General features: G+C 50.2%; 10 protein-coding genes. All 10 read left to right on the forward strand.

The features are described 5' to 3' along the window. Positions 1–173 precede the first annotated feature (173 nt). Positions 174–2,006: a sensor histidine kinase gene (locus AC0VYE_RS07985; protein ID WP_475447136.1), complete on the forward strand. Its 1,833-nt coding sequence runs from the start codon at positions 174–176 to the stop codon at positions 2,004–2,006. A 3-nt stretch (positions 2,007–2,009) separates the two neighbouring features. Next, the gene (locus AC0VYE_RS07990) at positions 2,010–3,575 is read left to right on the forward strand and encodes a response regulator transcription factor (RefSeq protein ID WP_475447138.1); all 1,566 of its coding nucleotides are present in this window, start codon (positions 2,010–2,012) and stop codon (positions 3,573–3,575) included. Beyond that, the gene (locus AC0VYE_RS07995) at positions 3,553–4,881 is read left to right on the forward strand and encodes an ABC transporter substrate-binding protein (RefSeq protein ID WP_475447140.1); all 1,329 of its coding nucleotides are present in this window, start codon (positions 3,553–3,555) and stop codon (positions 4,879–4,881) included. Before AC0VYE_RS07990 ends, AC0VYE_RS07995 begins: the two co-directional genes overlap by 23 nt. A 112-nt stretch (positions 4,882–4,993) precedes the next feature. Continuing rightward, positions 4,994–6,361 (forward strand): ABC transporter substrate-binding protein, encoded by a 1,368-nt coding sequence (locus tag AC0VYE_RS08000; RefSeq protein ID WP_339207618.1) that lies wholly within the window; start codon positions 4,994–4,996, stop codon positions 6,359–6,361. Between the two features lie 60 nt (positions 6,362–6,421). Next, a complete protein-coding gene (locus tag AC0VYE_RS08005; RefSeq protein ID WP_054028439.1) occupies positions 6,422–7,315 on the forward strand; it encodes a carbohydrate ABC transporter permease in 894 nt (297 codons plus the stop codon). After that, positions 7,312–8,127, forward strand: a complete 816-nt coding sequence (locus tag AC0VYE_RS08010) for a carbohydrate ABC transporter permease (RefSeq protein ID WP_475447143.1) — start codon at positions 7,312–7,314, stop codon at positions 8,125–8,127. The genes AC0VYE_RS08005 and AC0VYE_RS08010 overlap by 4 nt, the downstream gene beginning before the upstream one ends. A 41-nt stretch (positions 8,128–8,168) precedes the next feature. Next, positions 8,169–10,298 (forward strand): right-handed parallel beta-helix repeat-containing protein, encoded by a 2,130-nt coding sequence (locus tag AC0VYE_RS08015; protein WP_475447144.1) that lies wholly within the window; start codon positions 8,169–8,171, stop codon positions 10,296–10,298. A 385-nt stretch (positions 10,299–10,683) separates the two neighbouring features. Next, positions 10,684–15,123, forward strand: coding sequence for an S-layer homology domain-containing protein (locus tag AC0VYE_RS08020; protein WP_475447146.1), 4,440 nt, complete (start codon positions 10,684–10,686; stop codon positions 15,121–15,123). 39 nt (positions 15,124–15,162) lie between these two features. Continuing rightward, on the forward strand, positions 15,163–16,185 hold the full coding sequence (locus AC0VYE_RS08025; protein ID WP_475447148.1) for a discoidin domain-containing protein: 1,023 nt from the start codon (positions 15,163–15,165) through the stop codon (positions 16,183–16,185). Between the two features lie 283 nt (positions 16,186–16,468). Further along, positions 16,469–16,795 (forward strand): hypothetical protein, encoded by a 327-nt coding sequence (locus AC0VYE_RS08030; RefSeq protein ID WP_475447150.1) that lies wholly within the window; start codon positions 16,469–16,471, stop codon positions 16,793–16,795. The last annotated feature ends 62 nt before the right edge of the window (positions 16,796–16,857 follow it).

Genomic DNA, 16,857 nt, shown 5'->3' on the forward strand with positions numbered 1-16,857 from the left:
TAGCGAGAAGGCCATTCACGGTGGGGAGACCCGACTTGATGGCCTTTTTTCTGCTCCGTAAATTTTCCATACCGCCATCTGTAGATTGTCCTGTTCACTCAACACTCCTTATTTGTTACATTAGTAGAAGCAATATAGAATGCGCTTACTTTTTTGCGCGGCAAGGGGGCGGCATGTTCGGATCGTTAAGATATCAGACTAGTATATTTTTGACATTGTCCATCTTCCTGTTCTCCGTGATTACGATCGTTAACGTCATTCATTATTTCCGTAATGAATCGTTGATCGAAAACGATATGGCGCAAAACAAGCAGCAGACGACGATCAAGCTTCAGGAGCAAGTCGACGACATGCTGGAGGAAATGGACAAGCTTTCAATCTCCGTCAATGCATCAGACTCGATTTTGGGTGTGCTGAAGGGGATCGCGTCCAATTCCGAGGAGAACTACTTCACCGCACACCCGGAAATTAGTGCGGAAGTGCGCAATACACTGCTATCCTTCACGTCGCTGCAGCCGCTCAAAGGACGAATTAGCATCGTCAGTCGCTTCGGCGATTATTTGGGATTAAGCAATAAGATGGACAATGTGAAAGCCGACAAATTCCAAGTTCGCGCCATGCCTATGTTTCGAGAATACTTGAACATGGACGATTATAAACGGTTTTTACCGCCCCATCCTGATCCATGGTCCGAATCGGGAGATAAGGTCGTCTCGATCGTACGTCCGCTTAGGGATAACTACAATGTGTACGGATACGTGGAGGTTAGCTATTCGGTAAAAGAGCTGGAAAACCTCTTTTTCTTCCGCAACGACCTGTCCTTCGGCAACGTGCTTATTCTCGGTCCCGACCGCAGCGAATTGTTCAGCAGCTTAAGTCCGGACATTGCCGGCAATATTGAGGAGAACGACCGCTTGAAGATGCTGCTGGATGAAGAATTCGGGCATTTTCAGATGCAGTTTTCCGGGACAAACGAGATGTTGTTTTATTCGAAGCTGACGGAGGTGGATTGGACGGTGCTGCTGATCGAGGACGTATCCGTTTACCGCAGGCCTATCGCGTATTTGCGCCATAGTTCCGTTACGATTTTTTTGGCGGTGATGGCCGTATTGTTGCTGGCGCTCTATCTCTATACCAGCCGCGTGACAAGACCGCTAAGTAGACTGAAGGATTCTCTGGCTAATGTCGATCTTGCGAAGCTGGAGCTGCTCCCCTCAAAGCTGAGAACCCGCAACGAAATTACACTGCTCGGCTTGGCGTTTCAGGGCTTGCTCGACGAGCTGAAGCGGACGATGCGCCAAGAGGAGGTGGCCAAGCAACGAGAGATGGTCGCGCAGATGAACGCGCTGCAAGCGCAGGTCAACCCTCACTTCCTCCATAATACGCTGACGGTAATCGCGGCCAATGGCAGAAGCTCGGGCAATCCGAAGGTGGTGGAAATGTGCATTGCGCTTTCGGATATGCTTCGCTACACGATGAAGTTCGACCGAAAGGATTCCACCGTCGGGGCGGAGATGGAACATGTGGAGCAATATTTAACGTTGATGCGGAGCAAGTACGAAGGATTTCTGGAGATCGAAATGAACATCGATCAGGCGATCGGTCCCGTTTCCATTCCGCGATTATCTTTGCAGCCTCTCGTCGAAAACGCATTCCAGCACGGATTCGCGGGAATCGAACCGCCATGGAAGCTTGCCGTGTCGGGTACGGTCGGCGAAAGCACGTGGACCGTCTCTATCGCCGATAATGGAATCGGCTTGTCGCCGGAGCTGCTGGAGAGAGTACGACAGCAAATCGGGCGACTCCGAGACGACCCCGGAGCGGAAACGGATCGTCTTGCTGAAGTGGCAGAAGCGGATGGCGGCTTGTCGATACGCGAGGGCAATGGCATCGGCCTGGCGAATGTGGTTGCCCGACTATACTTATTTTATGGCGAGGCCGTCGAGGTTCGGGTGGATCAATCTCCGGCCGGCGGCACGGTATTTACGATAACGGGGAGGCGATAAGGCATGAACCGAATTATGCTCATTGAAGACGAACCGCCCATCCTTCAAATGATTAAGGGAATGATCGAGTCTTCTCCACAAGGCTTTGCCGTATCGCATACGGCGTTCAACGGTGCGAAAGCGCTAAAGCTGCTGGAGGACGGAGCGAAGCCGGACTTGATCGTGACAGATATCCGGATGCCGGTTATGGACGGGCTTCAATTGATGAGGGTGCTGTCCGGTAGAGGGTACGAGATCCCTTGCATCATCTTGTCCGGATACAGCGACTTTAACTACGCCCGCGAAGCCCTGCAGCAAAACGCATGGGATTATTTGCTTAAGCCGCTGAAAGAAGACCATCTGGAGCAAGCGCTGGCCAAAGCTTCCGTCATGCTTCGCAAGCGCAAATCTAAAGCGGAACGAGCCTATATAAAGCGGGCATTGCAGCTCTCTGATGACTTTGGAGAGGAACCCGCTAATCCGGGGTATCTGCATTATCAGCTGCTGCTTATAAGGAGAGGACCCTACCGGACAGGCGCTTGGGAAGATCGGCTGCCTTCGCCAGGCGACTTCTATAGCCAATGGGATGATGACGCCATGGAGGCGGAGATAAGCACCGAATGGAAAGCGGATCCCGTATGGTGGATGAGCGGTTGGGCGTCGAATGAGAGAATCATGGTTCGCGCCTTAATGGGCCCCAAATCGGGAAACGTTCACCGGGAGGCTGCGGAATCCATGCTGGCTGCATGGACATCCCGTGCGAAAGCGGATGAAGGGGTTGTTAATATGGCCGTCTCCGAGCCTGTTGCCGAGGAGAATCTCGCGGTTACGCTTCGTAAGCTCAGGGAAGCATTGGCCCGTGAGACGAGATTCGGCGAAGCGCGTGTATGGATGCAAGGCGATATGCGGCGTCCTAGCTTCGTCTTGTCGTCTGAGCTGGATCAAGCCTGCCGGAGTCTGACTCATTCGGCCTACTATGAATCGTTCGAGAAGGCTATCCAAGGATGGGTCAGAGAGTGGCGTAAAGAAGGCTACGGGCAGCCCGAGGTGGAGAGCTTATTCGCAGCGATCGTCCGTTCCTTCCATGCACATTGGCCGAAGGAAATCGCTTCGACAATGGCCGCTTTTGATGCGAACGAGCTTTTATCCGTCTGCCGAACACTGGATGAAGCGGTAAAACAGTTCTGCGGATATATGAAGGAGGGATATGCGGCTTTGGCTAAGAGCCGCCCGGACCGTTCGGCAAAAGACTTGATGGAAAGCGTCCGGCGTTACTTGGACGAACACTTCATGGAGCCGATCGGAAGCGACAAGCTTCAGCAAGTGTTCGGCTATAACAAAACGTATATCTCAAACGTGTTCAGCGACGTAGTCGGCATGCCGCCTGGAAAATATTTGGCGAAGCTCCGCATTGACAAAGCGATCGCGCTCATCCATGATCGGCCGGAGCTGTCGCTCCGCCAGATCGCGGAGCTCGTCGGTTACGAAGACAGTCTGTACTTCAGCAAAGTATTTAAAAACGCGACGGGGATCAGCCCTAGGGAATACAAGGATAGGAGGGCGAAGGATGGGCAGAACGGGGGCTTGTAACGGGCAGTTCATCCGTACGAGTGTTATACTGATGCTCGTCTTCGCTGCACTCCTCTTCGGATGCAGCACAGGAAATAATGAGACGGAGGTCGCACTGGGCAAGTCGCAGGCGATTACGCTAACGCTGATGGGCAACCAGGATTGGACGGTCAAGCCGATTCTGAAGCGGGCTATCGCGCTCTACGAGGAGCAGACCGGCAACCGGATCGAGCTGCAGGCTCTTCCGATCGATACAGTCGATACATTAATCAGTAAGAGGGTCGCGATTGGCGAAATTACGGACCTGGTCATGCACTTCGGAGGGGCTGCGCTCAGCGACTTGCATCCGGAGCGTAACTTCGTCGATATGAGCGGTGAGGACTGGGTGGCAGACCTAACCGAAGAGGTGAAGCCGCGCCTGTCGAAGGACGGCAAGCTGTACGGCTTGCCCCTATGGATGGCCTCCACCAGTGGGACTTTATATAATAAACGCATATTTGAAAAGCTGGGCTTGCGGGCTGCTGAGACGCAGGAGGAATTTTTTTCCTTATGCAAGAGGCTGTTTGAGGCAGGCATCGTTCCGGTCTATTTGGCTAGCAAAGACGTATGGCCGCTAATGCCTCAATTCGGCATGGATTATGCAGCGAAACGAACGCCGGGTTTGGTGGAAGCACTGAATTCGAACCAAGTGAATTTGGCCGACGTGCCGGCTGTCCAGGAAGTCGTAGATTGGTACAAGACGATGTATGATCATGGGTATTTCGGTAGCGATTCGGCCAGCAACAACTGGGACGGCTTGCCGACCGCGCTGCATAGCGGCGATTACGCTATGGTCATGTCATGGGACGATTATTTGTATTCCGATCTGGACGAGAAATATCCCGGTTTGGCAGGCGATTTTGGGATAATGCCCCTCTTCGTAGGCGGCAAGGACGCCAAGCTGTACGAAGGACCGAATGCAGCCATGCTTATGGTCAACAAAAACGGCAGCCATGCCGAGGAGGCGATGCAGTTCATCCGTTTCCTTGCACAGCCCTCCGTGCTGAATGACATTTACCGCGATCTGAAGACGGGAACGTATTTCTACAGCGTGACGACGAATCAGCCAACCCCTCAATATGTGGAGAACAAGGAGCAGATCGATCGTCACACTTCTCCCTCCGTCACTCCGTTTATCGTAGGCTACAGCCAGTATGAGATGGCCAAGTGGGTCCGGCAAGCGATGACAGGCGCCATTACGACCCGGGAGGCGCTCACCGGTATGGACAATTACCGCAAGCAAGCCGCGATTGATCGCGGCATCCCCGAGTTCCAATATCCCCGCTAAAACGATGTAAGATTTCCATATCGACTCATGTGGAATGTCCATAGGTGCCCCCTTCGGCGCATGTTATGCTTGTTTTGCAAGCGCTTAATACATGCTCGAAGGGGGTTTATTCATGAAGAAACCAGTCAACAAAGCTTATTCGTTGCTAAGCGTGCTCCTCGTATTTGCCATGACGCTGGCCGCGTGCGGCACATCGAACGGGGACGGCGAGCCAAATGCCAGTACACCGGCTGAAAGCGACAAGCCGTCCGCGACGGTGAGCGGCGAGGAGTCTGTCACCTTGAAATTTTGGACGTGGCATCCGTCCGCGGATCTCTACAAGCCGGTTATCGAGAAATTCGAAGAAACGCATCCGGGCATTAAAGTCGAGCTTACGGTAATGGAGAGCAAAGACTTCCAGACGAAGATGCCGATGGCGCTCAGCACGCAGGAAGACCTGGATGTCGTAGGCGTTCAGACCGGGGCGATGCCGAAGCAAATCCAGGCGGATCTGCTGCCGCTGGAGGAGCTGCTGTCCGAAGCGCGGCCAGATTGGCAATCGGTCATTAACGAGAACAGCGTCGCGCAAGCGAAGTCCCAAGCGGACAGCCTGAAGTTCTTACCGATGGCTTCTGTCGGCTCTATGGTTATGTATTACAACAAAGACATTTTGAATGAGCTTGGTCTGCCGGCACCGCAAACCTACGCGGAGTTGAAGGACGTATCCGATAAGCTTCGCGAGACGAAGAGCGACAAGTTGTCCGTAGCCGTCGGCGGCAAGGACGCATGGATTTTGGATGAGCTCGTCTGGACGATCGCCGGTCAGCAATCCGACCTGTTCAACCAGTGGCGATACAACGGAAAGAAGCTGGACGGACCCGAGTTTACGCAGGCAGTTGCTAGCTTTCAGAAAATTTTCGTTGACGGCATCATAAGCAAAGACGACGTACTCGATATGGACTATACGTCTTCCCGTACCGCCTTTACTTCCGGCCAAGCGGCGTTTTTTATCCAAGGCACTTGGGAGGCGAACCTGCTGCTGGAGAGCTTCCGCAAGTCCAACCAAGTGGACGTGGGCGACGTAGGAGTCCTGCCTATTCCGGCCATCGAAGCAAACGGCAAACCGTCGATCCGATCCTTCATCGATCTCGGCATCGGCATACCGGCGCATTCCAAACATCCGAAGGAAGCGATGCAGCTGATCGACTTCCTCGTATTCGGCGAAGGCAACGACATGCTCGCCTCGACGTTCGCCTTCTCGACCAACAAGACGGGCTTCGCGCCGGATGCTTCTCTTCTGACGACACCGACGGCGCAGCAATCCTATAAGACGTTAACCGATCTGCTCAGCTTCCCGACGGCCGACCGGAACAACAATTCCCCGTTCTCCGATGTCGCGGGCCAACAGCTTCAGAAGCTGCTCATAAGCAGCCAGACACCTGAAGAGACGGCCAAAGCGATTGAAAAAGAATTTCAGACGGGCAAATACCCGAACGAATGATAGCCCGGTAGGAGCGGCATGTCGCTGCTCCTGTCCTGCTAAGGAGGGAGTGTGCATCTTATGAAAATCACAGGCAGGGAACATGTAGTCGGGTTTATGTTTATCGCTCCGCTGCTGCTTTTGTTTTCCGTTTTTTTGGTTTATGGATTTTATTTTATCGTGCATGCCAGCTTCTACGACCAGACGCTGTCGTTCAGGGATGCGACGTTCGTGGGCTGGGACAACTATGTCACCGCATTGTCGGACAACCGATTTTTGCGCTCTATTGTCAACAATTTGGCTTATTCGGCGGCCGCCATTCTCATCAGCTTGTCGGTCGGATTTTTGGTATCCGTCGTTTTGAATATGGGGATCAGAGGCTCTAAGCTGCTGGGATCGCTGTTTTTTATCCCGTCTTTCATGCCGCTGGCTCTGATCGCGATGGTATTCTCCATCATGCTGGAGTTTCGCTTTGGCACGCTGAATCAGCTGCTGCACGGCATCGGTCTCGATTTCCTTGCCCAACGGTGGTTAAGCGATCCGACGCTCGCTTACATGTCCATCATCTCCATCTCTGTGTTTCTAATCGGGCTACCCATGATGTACTATAACGCAGATATGACGACGATTAATGCCGGCATACTCGAAGCGGCCGTTATCGATGGAGCGGGACTTGGACGTATGCTGTGGAGCGTTATGTTTCCGCTGCTCAAGAACGCCCATAAAACGATAATATTGTCTACGCTGCTCGGGAGCTTCCGTGAATTCGAAAGGGTGTTCCTGCTAACGCAAGGCGGTCCGGCGGGCACAACGGAGAATTCGAGCGTCTATATCTATTCCTTTGCCCGGTCCGCCGGGGCGAATATCGGTTACGTCTGCGCGGCATCCGTCATCGTGCTCCTTATCGCTTTGGGGATATCCGTCATCCAGCTTATCGCTTATCGTCCTCGGACGGGAAAGGGGGGACGGGCATGAATTTCGCTATCGCAAACCGCAAGCAGAAGAGAATCATTAGCTTATTTTTGTATGCTTTCGCTCTTGTTTGGCTGTTTCCGTTTTATACCGCTATCCGCAATTCGCTGAAAGTGAACGGGTTTCAGAATTACGTCGATTTGTTCACCAGCGATTTGAATGGCATTTCGCTTATAGGCACGTTCTGGAACTCGGCGCTTATTGCTAGCGGCTCGACATTTCTGCTGCTGTCGATAGGCGCGCTTGCTGCCTTCGCCTTCTCCAAGCTTCGATTTTTCGCGAAGGAAGCCATTTATGTATCAGTTCTACTATGTCTGGCCGTACCTGGCGTCGTCATTTTGATTCCATTTTATTATATTTTGAAAAACTTGGATCTCTACAATACGCTTTGGGCAGTCATCTTCTCGGAAGCGGTTCTTACGCTGCCGTTCGCCGTCCTGATGCTGCGGAACTACTACGACAATCTGCCGCCCGAGCTGATGGAGTCGGCTTCGATCGACGGTGCTTCCAAGCTGCAGGCGTTCATACACATTTATTTGCCGCTATCCATCCCTGCGCTAATTAATCTCGGGGTGCTTTCGATCATGTGGTCGTTCCAAGATTTTCTACTGCCGCTTATGTTCCTGACGGATAAGTCCGTGCTGACGGCTACGGTTGCCGTCAATACGCTAAAAGGCTTGTTCGGCTTTTCTCCCGCCGACCTGGGGAAATTCAACGCGGCTCTAGTTGTGCTGGGGATGCCGGGTGTCGTCATCTTTACGTTTGCGCGCAAGTTCATCACAAGTGGAATTACTTCTGGAGCAGTAAAAGATTAGGCAAATGCTAGCGAAGCCAAAGCGTTTAGGAGGATGGAACAATGCGACAGGAAGAACAGACGCAGGTCAATTATTACGTTAGCCTGCATGGGGACGACCGCGCTCCGGGAACGGAGAGAGAGCCGTTCGCCACCTTGGACCGGGCAAGAAGGGAACTTAGAAGTACGGGAACCGCGGGGGTGCGCTCGGCAACGGTATGGCTGCGGGAAGGCACACATTACGTGGGCGTGACGTTCGCGCTGACGGCGGAGGATTCCGGGACGGAAGAAGCTCCGATTCGCTACCGGGCCTACCCTGGCGAGCGTCCCGTCATTAGCGGAGGCATGCGGCTTCACGGGAAATGGGAGCCGTACCGGGACGGCATCTGGGTATGCGAAATCCCGGAGTGGCGAGGCGTCTCGAAGGAGAGCTTGTTCACCGAGCTGTACGTGAACGGCGCGAGGCAGATACGGGCACGCTATCCGAATACCTTAAATGGCGAACCTGCTTATTTGCGTCCTCTCCATGAACCGGCCACGTGGCCTCATGCCGAATTCGCCTTCGACCCCGCCACATTTACCGGCAAGGATTGGGCTCATCCGGAAGATGCGGTCGTACACATCTTCGGCAAAAACAGATGGGGCAACCTGCAATGGCGCGTGAAAAAAGTCGACCGTGAAGCGGGCTTCATACGTCTCGGCGACGGCGGCAATCAGATTAACGACATTATGCAAGGGGCCGATGGCACCGGCATCGACGAGCGTTCCGATTATTACATCGAGAACGTGTTCGAGGAGCTGGATGCGCCGGGCGAATGGTATGCGGACCGGGAATGTGGACATCTCTATTATTATCCGCCTGTCGGCCTCGATCTCCGTGCTGCCGTCGTGGAAGTGCCGGTCTTGGATGGTATCGTCTTATGCAGGGGAACGCAACGGAATCCCGTTCGGCATGTATCGTTTATCGGACTAGCCTTCAGGCATGCGGCACCGACTTACCTTCAAACTTACGAGGCGCCATCGCTTGGAGACTGGACGATCCATCGAGGAGGAGCCGTCTTACTGGAAGGGGCGGAGCATTGCGAAATCGCGTATTGCCGCTTCGACGCCGTGGGTGGAAATGCCGTGTTCATGAGCCTGTACAACCGGGGGAACCGGGTACATGGCTGCTGGATGCATGACATCGGAGAAAGCGGCATTTGTCTGGTCGGCTCGAAGCCGCTCACGCTCGGTAGCCAGCATGCTTACCCTGCCGAAATTACGGTCAGCAACAACAAAATCCACGATATCGGCGTATACGGGAAGCAGACAGCCGGCGTGTTCATCTCGGTCAGCCGGGACAATATCGTCAGCCATAACGAAATATTCCGGCTGCCGCGAGCTGCTATCTGCATAAACGACGGCACTTGGGGCGGGCACGTCATTGAGTTTAACGATATCTACGACACGGTTAGGGAGACTGGGGATCACGGCCCCTTCAATTCATGGGGACGAGACCGATTCTGGTGCATGTCCCAATCCCACGGACCAGCGTCGCATGGCGCCGGGGATGTTTGTCTGGATGCCAGGAAGCCGGTCGTCATCCGCAACAATCGGTTCCGCGATCGCAAAGGATGGGGCATCGACCTGGATGACGGCTCTTCCAATTACGTCGTGCGGGAAAACTTGTGCATCGGCGTATCGATTAAACTGCGGGAAGGCGATCACCGAACGGTCGAAAACAATATTTTCGTGAACGGGGCCAATCCTCCCGGCATCCATATCGGATACGAGGGGAACAGCGACCGGTTCATCCGGAACATCGTCGTCGCGGACAGCGAATGGGACAACCCCGAGGTCGACATCGATTTCCAGAAAGGCGTGTCCAAAGGCGTATTGTATGAGTTCATCGGCCCTCCCGTTCATGGCGCGTGGGTGCGGGAACTGGATGGCAATGTATTCTACAACGATGTGGGACGTTTTCTTGCTAGAGTTCATTATCGTCCGTTAGGGAGCCGGACCGAGACGTACGAATGGTCCGATTGGCAAGCGATGGGTTGGGACGTCCATTCCGTATTTGGCGCCCCGTTGTTCATCGATCCCGAGGGAGGCGATTATCGCGTTAGACCGGAATCCCCCGCGTTGGCGCTTGGATTCCGCAACTTTCCGATGGATCAATTCGGCTTGGAAGATGACTTCCCTGACTTTGGCTGACTCGGATACTTAGGAGAGGAAGATGCGGACATCTGATCCGTTATTACGAGTCAATCTACCCGTTCCCGATTGAATCCGGACATCCGTTCCGATAACGAGGGTATTTCATAAGATCGAACCCGTATTTCATTGGAATAACGGAATGGATGTCCGCTGAAGGTGGTGACGAGGCCATATTTTTTGAAATAACGGAACCCATGTCCTATCTGCGCGAAGGCCAAGCATTGAGACGTTCTCACCTTAACCCTGCTTAATACTATTAAGTGGGGACTTTAATGGCATTAAATGTAAGCGCTTTCTAATTTGCAAAAAGGAGGTGAAACCGTTATGCCATAAAGGATCAGCTTCTATCATGAGTGAAAAATAAGAGGGAGGCAAATGAAAAATGAGAGCAAAAAAGTGGTTGGCGATGGTATTGGCGTTAGTCTTGGCACTTCCTTTCCTGCCGGCGGTGAATGTGTCGGCACAAGCCCAGCAAGGCGGAACGTTTGTGCTTAACCCGGCAAAAACGATCGATAATTTGGAGATGCTGCCGGCGGCGGCGGCGGAACGGGACGATGCGATCACCATATTTAACGCCGGGGTGCCGAAATATTTTTGGATCAACAATTTTGGTGAAAGAAGCAGCGACTATTTGAAATGGACTGTGCGTTCGGATTTGAACGAAACAACCGATTATTTTGCTTGGCTGCATTTGAAAGCAACGGCGGGTACGCAGTTCAAACTGACTGTTAAGCAAAATCAATCCTTTACCGAAACGAATTTCACCAAAGAGCACAATGGTTGGGAAGTAGCGGAAGTCGGCGCACTGCAAATCCCGCCGGGGGAAAGCACGATCACGCTTACGAAGGTGACGAGCACCAATCAGAATATTTCCATTAAGGGGCTTGATATGATCCGCCTTTCCGACAAGGCGGCATACTTGGACAGAGCAGCCTCTTATAAAGCCGCGGGAAGCGAGCAACGGGCCAAATTTGGCAATTCCGGCTACGGTTTGTTTTTTCAGTACGGCACATGGGGGTACCCGCAATTCGGATCGAAAAAGAACGCGGAAGATTCCACAAATGATTTTGATGTCGAAGCGTTTGTGGACATGTTGGAAGATACGGGCACAAGCTTCGTCATCTGGTCGATTACATGGTGGCAGTACAGAATGCAAATGCCTGTGCAGGCGGTAGATGACATTATGGGCGATTCTTCGCTAACGACGGAACGCAATTTGGTGGGTGAAATCGCAGCTGCAGCCAAGGCCAGAGGCATCGACTTTTATTTGTATTACCACCAAGGTATTCAGCAGGAGCCGGCTTGGAAGTCGAAACAAAATTGGCCGAACGATTTTACGAAATACGGAGTCGGAGATCGCAGCACATTTATTAATAACTGGGAAAAAGTCGTTAAGGAAATAGGCACAACTCTGGGAACGAATTTGGACGGCTGGTTTTTCGACGATGGCTGCGTCTATTATCCTGCACCGTTCGAGAGAATGGCCCTCGCGACGAAGGCGGGCAATCCGAATCGGATTGTATCTTATAATTCCTGGGAAGGGACGAAGATCACTGAGTTCCAAGATATGATTTTTGGCGAAGGCACTTGGGGAGACATTACGGAGCCTACGGCGAACGGTATATTCCAGGTGGGCAGAGAAGCAGGCCTGCAGCAAGTGGGGATGCCGATGCTGAATAACGACAACTGGGGCATTACGAGCCAGAACGAAACGATTGATCTGACGGTCAATACGAATACGTTGATTGCCAATGTAAAGAGCGCATCGGAGAGAAAGGTGCCAATAGCGCTTAACATCAAAATGTGGGAGGGAGGCACGACCGGGGATTCGACCATTCAAGCTCTCTTTGCGTTGAAGAAAGCGATCCGTCAAGCAGAGCCTGAGCCGGAAGTGTTGGTGAACGATAACGACGCCCGGATCAGGTACTCCGAGAATACCGGCTGGACCTATGGCCCGAACGTCTACAGCGGCTACTATAACAACGACACCCACTATTCCAAAAATACGGAGGCATCGCCGTCCGTCGAATTTGAGTTTATGGGTACCGGCATCGGCGTGATCGGCAATAAAGCGTCATGGTCTGCGAATATGGACGTCTATATCGATGGAGATATCTTGACGGGCACGATTACGGGCAGCGGGGACTTTAACGGCAGCCCCGAACAAAACCGATTCGAGGCTTACAAAAAGACGGATATGCCATACGGGCTCCATAAAATCAAAGTGGTGTATAAGTCCGGAGCCCAAGAGGCGCAATTGGATGCGTTTAAAGTGTATAACAATACGACTCAGCCGCCAGAAGACGATTATCCTGTAAAAAATGTGCTTATTTCCAGCGAAAGCCATGAGATGGGATTATCATCGTCTATGCAAATGACGGCTTCGGTCATCCCGCAATACGCAAGCGACAAGTCGGTCGAATGGTCTGTCGGGGATGTTAACGGCAGTACCACAACTCTCGCCGCGATCGACAGCAGCGGGTTGCTGACATCCAATCAGGTAACGGGAACGGTTAATGTTATTGCCAAATCCAAATCAAATGGGGCAATCGTTGCAGAGAAGCTTATTACGATCAAAGTGCTGCCGAAAGTGACAACGGTCTTCGGAAACGACCCGGCTATCGTAAAGAAGGGCACGTGGACGACGAGAGCTACCAATAAATCGATCGATTCAACTGTGGCGGGCGCATCGGCCAGCTTCAGCTTTATGGGCAATATCATCGAATGGTATGGCGTTATCGGCGACGATCATGGCATTGCCGATGTCTATATCGACGGCCAATATGTGACGAACGTAGATCTGTATTCGACGAGCCGAGAGACCGGAGCTTTGCTGTTCCGTTCGGAACATTTGGGAGGCGGTCAGCACACAATCGAAATTGAGGTGCAGGACAGCAAAAATCAAGCGTCGTCGAATAGCTATGTAGAGGTGTATTCTTTCCGAATAGAAGAATCTGTTAATAGTCCATCTACGCACAAAAAGGAGATTAAAGATTTAATCGATTATGTTGAAGAACAAAAATTAACGCTGGATTATCCCTATCTCGTACCTGTGGTCAAGGAAGCTATCAAAAATGCGCTGGAAGAAGCATATGTCATCTATATGAAGGATGATGCATCCGAAGCAGAAATCACGGCTGTATATGAAAACCTTCTTGCGAAAGTGCATTTATTGAGTTTTACAGGCAATAAGACGGAATTGAGCCACTTGTATAACTTACATGAAGACCTCGCGCAAGGCGATGTGCCTGACGAAGTATGGGGAGTATTTCAGGCGGCATTGGCGATAGCGAAGGATATATTAGCTGATGTGAATGCATTACAGACTGAAATCGATCTGGCAAAAAACGAACTACAAAGAGCAATCGATCGTTTGGGGACGACAGCGCCAGCCAACTATACCGTAACTTTCAACAGCAATGGCGGCAGCGATGTTTCTGACCTGTCCAATGTTACTAGCGGCAGCACGATCACGGCACCTATAACTCCTGCCAAAACAGGATATACCTTTAACGGTTGGTATAAAGAAGCGGCATTTAAAACCGCATGGAATTTTTCAACGGACAAAGTAACGGGAAACATTACTCTGCATGCGAGATGGGTAGAGAATACACCGACACAGCCAACACAGCCAACACAACCGACACAACCGACACCATCAACACCAGAAATATCGAAAGATGGGATTGTTGTTGAAAATCTAAAACCGAACAAAGACGGAAATGCAATAGTAGAGTTCGGTGAGCTGGATATGAATGCGGCTATAAAAGCTGCAGAAGTCAAAAAAGATGGAAGTAAGCAAATAACAGTACGACTTAACAGCAAGGAAGATATACAACAATATACGATAACCATTCCTTTAGATACGGCAGCAAAGGAAAAGGTTGATATTGTGCTGGAGACAGCAATTGGCAGCGTTTCATTACTGAATCATGTCGTAAAAGAGCTGGCAAATGATAAAAACAGCAAGATTGATATAATCATAAGTCGTTCTGACAAAAATCAATGGACTAAGGAGACACAGCGACTTGTAGGAGATAGACCGATTGTGGATGTGAAACTTTTGCAAAATAATAAAAAAATAAATGCAACCGCAAAAGTGTCCATAAATTATGCTCCAAATGAAAAGGAACGGGCTGATTCAGAACATATTGTAGTATATAAAGTGGCGAAAGACGGTTCAATTGCCATTGTAGCTAATGGCAAATATGATGCGGCAACCGGAACAGTTACAGTATCAGGACAAGCAAATGCAATCTATGCTGTAGGTTTTGTAAAAAAGACATTTGACGATACATCAAACGTTAAATGGGCTGAAAAACAGATATCGGTACTCGCATCGAAAGGCATCATAAATGGAACAAGTGAAACTAGCTATTCGCCTGAAAAGAGTATAACAAGAGCAAACTTCTTGAAGCTGTTAGTAGACACTTTGGAGCTTAGCGCAGACGCCAAAAATAATTTTCATGATGTGGCTGAGGATGCACACTATTATAAGCAGATTGCAATAGCCAGGGCGCTTGGCTTGGCATCCGGTGTAGGAAACAATCATTTTAATCCGGAATCCGAGATTAGCAGACAGGATATGATCGTACTGATAGATAGAGCGCTGAAGATTGCAGGAAAAGCGCCTAGCCTAGGGGATAAGTCTGATCTAGATTCATTTGCTGATGTGGATGAAATATCTCAATATGCATTAGAGAGCGTAGCGTCATTGGTGAGAGACGGAATCATATCGGGCACCGGCAGTGGAATTGATCCGAAAGGATCGACAACCAGGGCGCAGGCAGCTGTGGTGCTTTATAACTTGTATAATAGGTGACCGCCAACGTTCGGAACAAATTTACGGGGAGTGAATGCAGTGAAAATAAAAATGATTAGCACGTTGCTATCCGTTGTTATTTTGATGACAGCGATTTTTTTGAGTTTTTTTTCTGTATATGCCGAAGATAAACAAGCCGAGATGCAAATACGAACAAAATCGAATGAAAACCTTGCAAGGCAATCAGGCGTAACATACCAAGCGAGCTCGGAAGATCCTCTTTATCCGGCTAGCAAGGCTTTTGATGGAGATCGTATAGATTGGGAAAACAGTCGATGGGCTGCCAAAGCATTTAATGACCAGTGGCTAGAAGTGGATTTTGGATCCGTCGTCACTTTTGACAAAATCGATATTTATGAATTTGATTATCTTAAAACGATTAGAAACTGGAGACTTGAGTACCATGACGGTTCAGATTGGAAAACAATAAAGACGGGAGATCGCTTTGCCAAAGGGTCTAATGTATTTACGTTTGAATCGGTACAAGCCCAAAAAGTGCGATTGTTTGTTGTACAAGCTGAAGGGGACTTTCCAAGCATTTGCGAATTCGAGGTTTACAATACGAAAGAAGCTCAGCCGGTCAAGTATACGGTTAGCTTTAACTCAAACGGAGGCAGTGCAGTAGCCGCGGTCAGCCCGATTACGGGAATTTTACATGGCGCCACAATCCCTGAGCTTCCAACATCAACATTATTGGGCGGCTTTATATTTGAAGGCTGGTTTCTGGATGACCATACGTTTAAACATGAATTTACAAGCGAAACAGCTATTACCGCAAGCATTACCGTATACGCTAAATTTTCTTTGAAAAGTTCTCCCGAAGTGAATAAAGCTTGGCTTGATGCCCATATTGAATTTTCCCAAAACCTGAATCTTGATCATTATCTGGAAACAGGAAAAGCAGAACTTTTAGATGCTCTTGCAAATGCTAAAGAAGTATCCGAAAACCCGAGCGCACTTCAAGAGGATATTGATTTAGCAAATCATAATCTTAAATACGCGCTTTATAGAATGAGAATGAAACCAAGTAAGGAGAAACTAGAAGAATTAATTAGTAATTAAAGTAATCAATAGCTGGCGATATGGTGGCTAACAACGGAAACTAGAATGACATGCAATCAAACGGGCGGGACATGATCCATTCATGTCCCGCCCGTTTCCGTTGATGCGTTTTTTCTTTTACTTCTCCGCATCTAGTTCTCATGTCTGCACCGACCGGAGGTGCTGGAGGTAAATGATGAGTTACTATCCATCACGCGCGCAAGGATGAAAAAATCTATGATGAGCATTCGTTAATTGGCTTATTAAACAGCGGGGCATGGACTCTAGGATCGGACTGTAGCTCATGATTGAGCATGCTATAAAAGATCCAGACCCATCAAAGAAGGTATGGATCATTTCTAAGGAAACACACGTTGAAAATCCAGGTGCTAAAAAGATTTTCAACGAGCTACGTGAGACGCTCACAGCGAACTTTCCGTGGATGGAGTATCACATTTTCGAACCAAAAGAAGATAATATACTTTTAGTTTGTAGTATAGGTAAGGGATATGAAGCTCCCAACGTTACCTTTAAGTATGGTGTCAGCCGCCTGAAAATCGAACCTGCACGTGATTTTCTCGAGGCTGTGTTTCTTGCAGATGGTGGAGAATTTTTGTTGCAAAATATATAGTTTATAGGGTTGACACTATACTTTTTACATTGTGCAGTTTATTTTTTGAAATTACAATTTAA

The organism is Pristimantibacillus sp. Z349TD_6 (genome assembly GCF_056173205.1).

Coding starts and splice junctions, on each gene's coding strand:
- AC0VYE_RS07985 (WP_475447136.1), top strand. CDS start 174: ATGTTCGGATCGTTAAGATATCAGACTAGTATATTTTTGACATTGTCC.
- AC0VYE_RS07990 (WP_475447138.1), top strand. CDS start 2,010: ATGAACCGAATTATGCTCATTGAAGACGAACCGCCCATCCTTCAAATG.
- AC0VYE_RS07995 (WP_475447140.1), top strand. CDS start 3,553: ATGGGCAGAACGGGGGCTTGTAACGGGCAGTTCATCCGTACGAGTGTT.
- AC0VYE_RS08000 (WP_339207618.1), top strand. CDS start 4,994: ATGAAGAAACCAGTCAACAAAGCTTATTCGTTGCTAAGCGTGCTCCTC.
- AC0VYE_RS08005 (WP_054028439.1), top strand. CDS start 6,422: ATGAAAATCACAGGCAGGGAACATGTAGTCGGGTTTATGTTTATCGCT.
- AC0VYE_RS08010 (WP_475447143.1), top strand. CDS start 7,312: ATGAATTTCGCTATCGCAAACCGCAAGCAGAAGAGAATCATTAGCTTA.
- AC0VYE_RS08015 (WP_475447144.1), top strand. CDS start 8,169: ATGCGACAGGAAGAACAGACGCAGGTCAATTATTACGTTAGCCTGCAT.
- AC0VYE_RS08020 (WP_475447146.1), top strand. CDS start 10,684: ATGAGAGCAAAAAAGTGGTTGGCGATGGTATTGGCGTTAGTCTTGGCA.
- AC0VYE_RS08030 (WP_475447150.1), top strand. CDS start 16,469: ATGATTGAGCATGCTATAAAAGATCCAGACCCATCAAAGAAGGTATGG.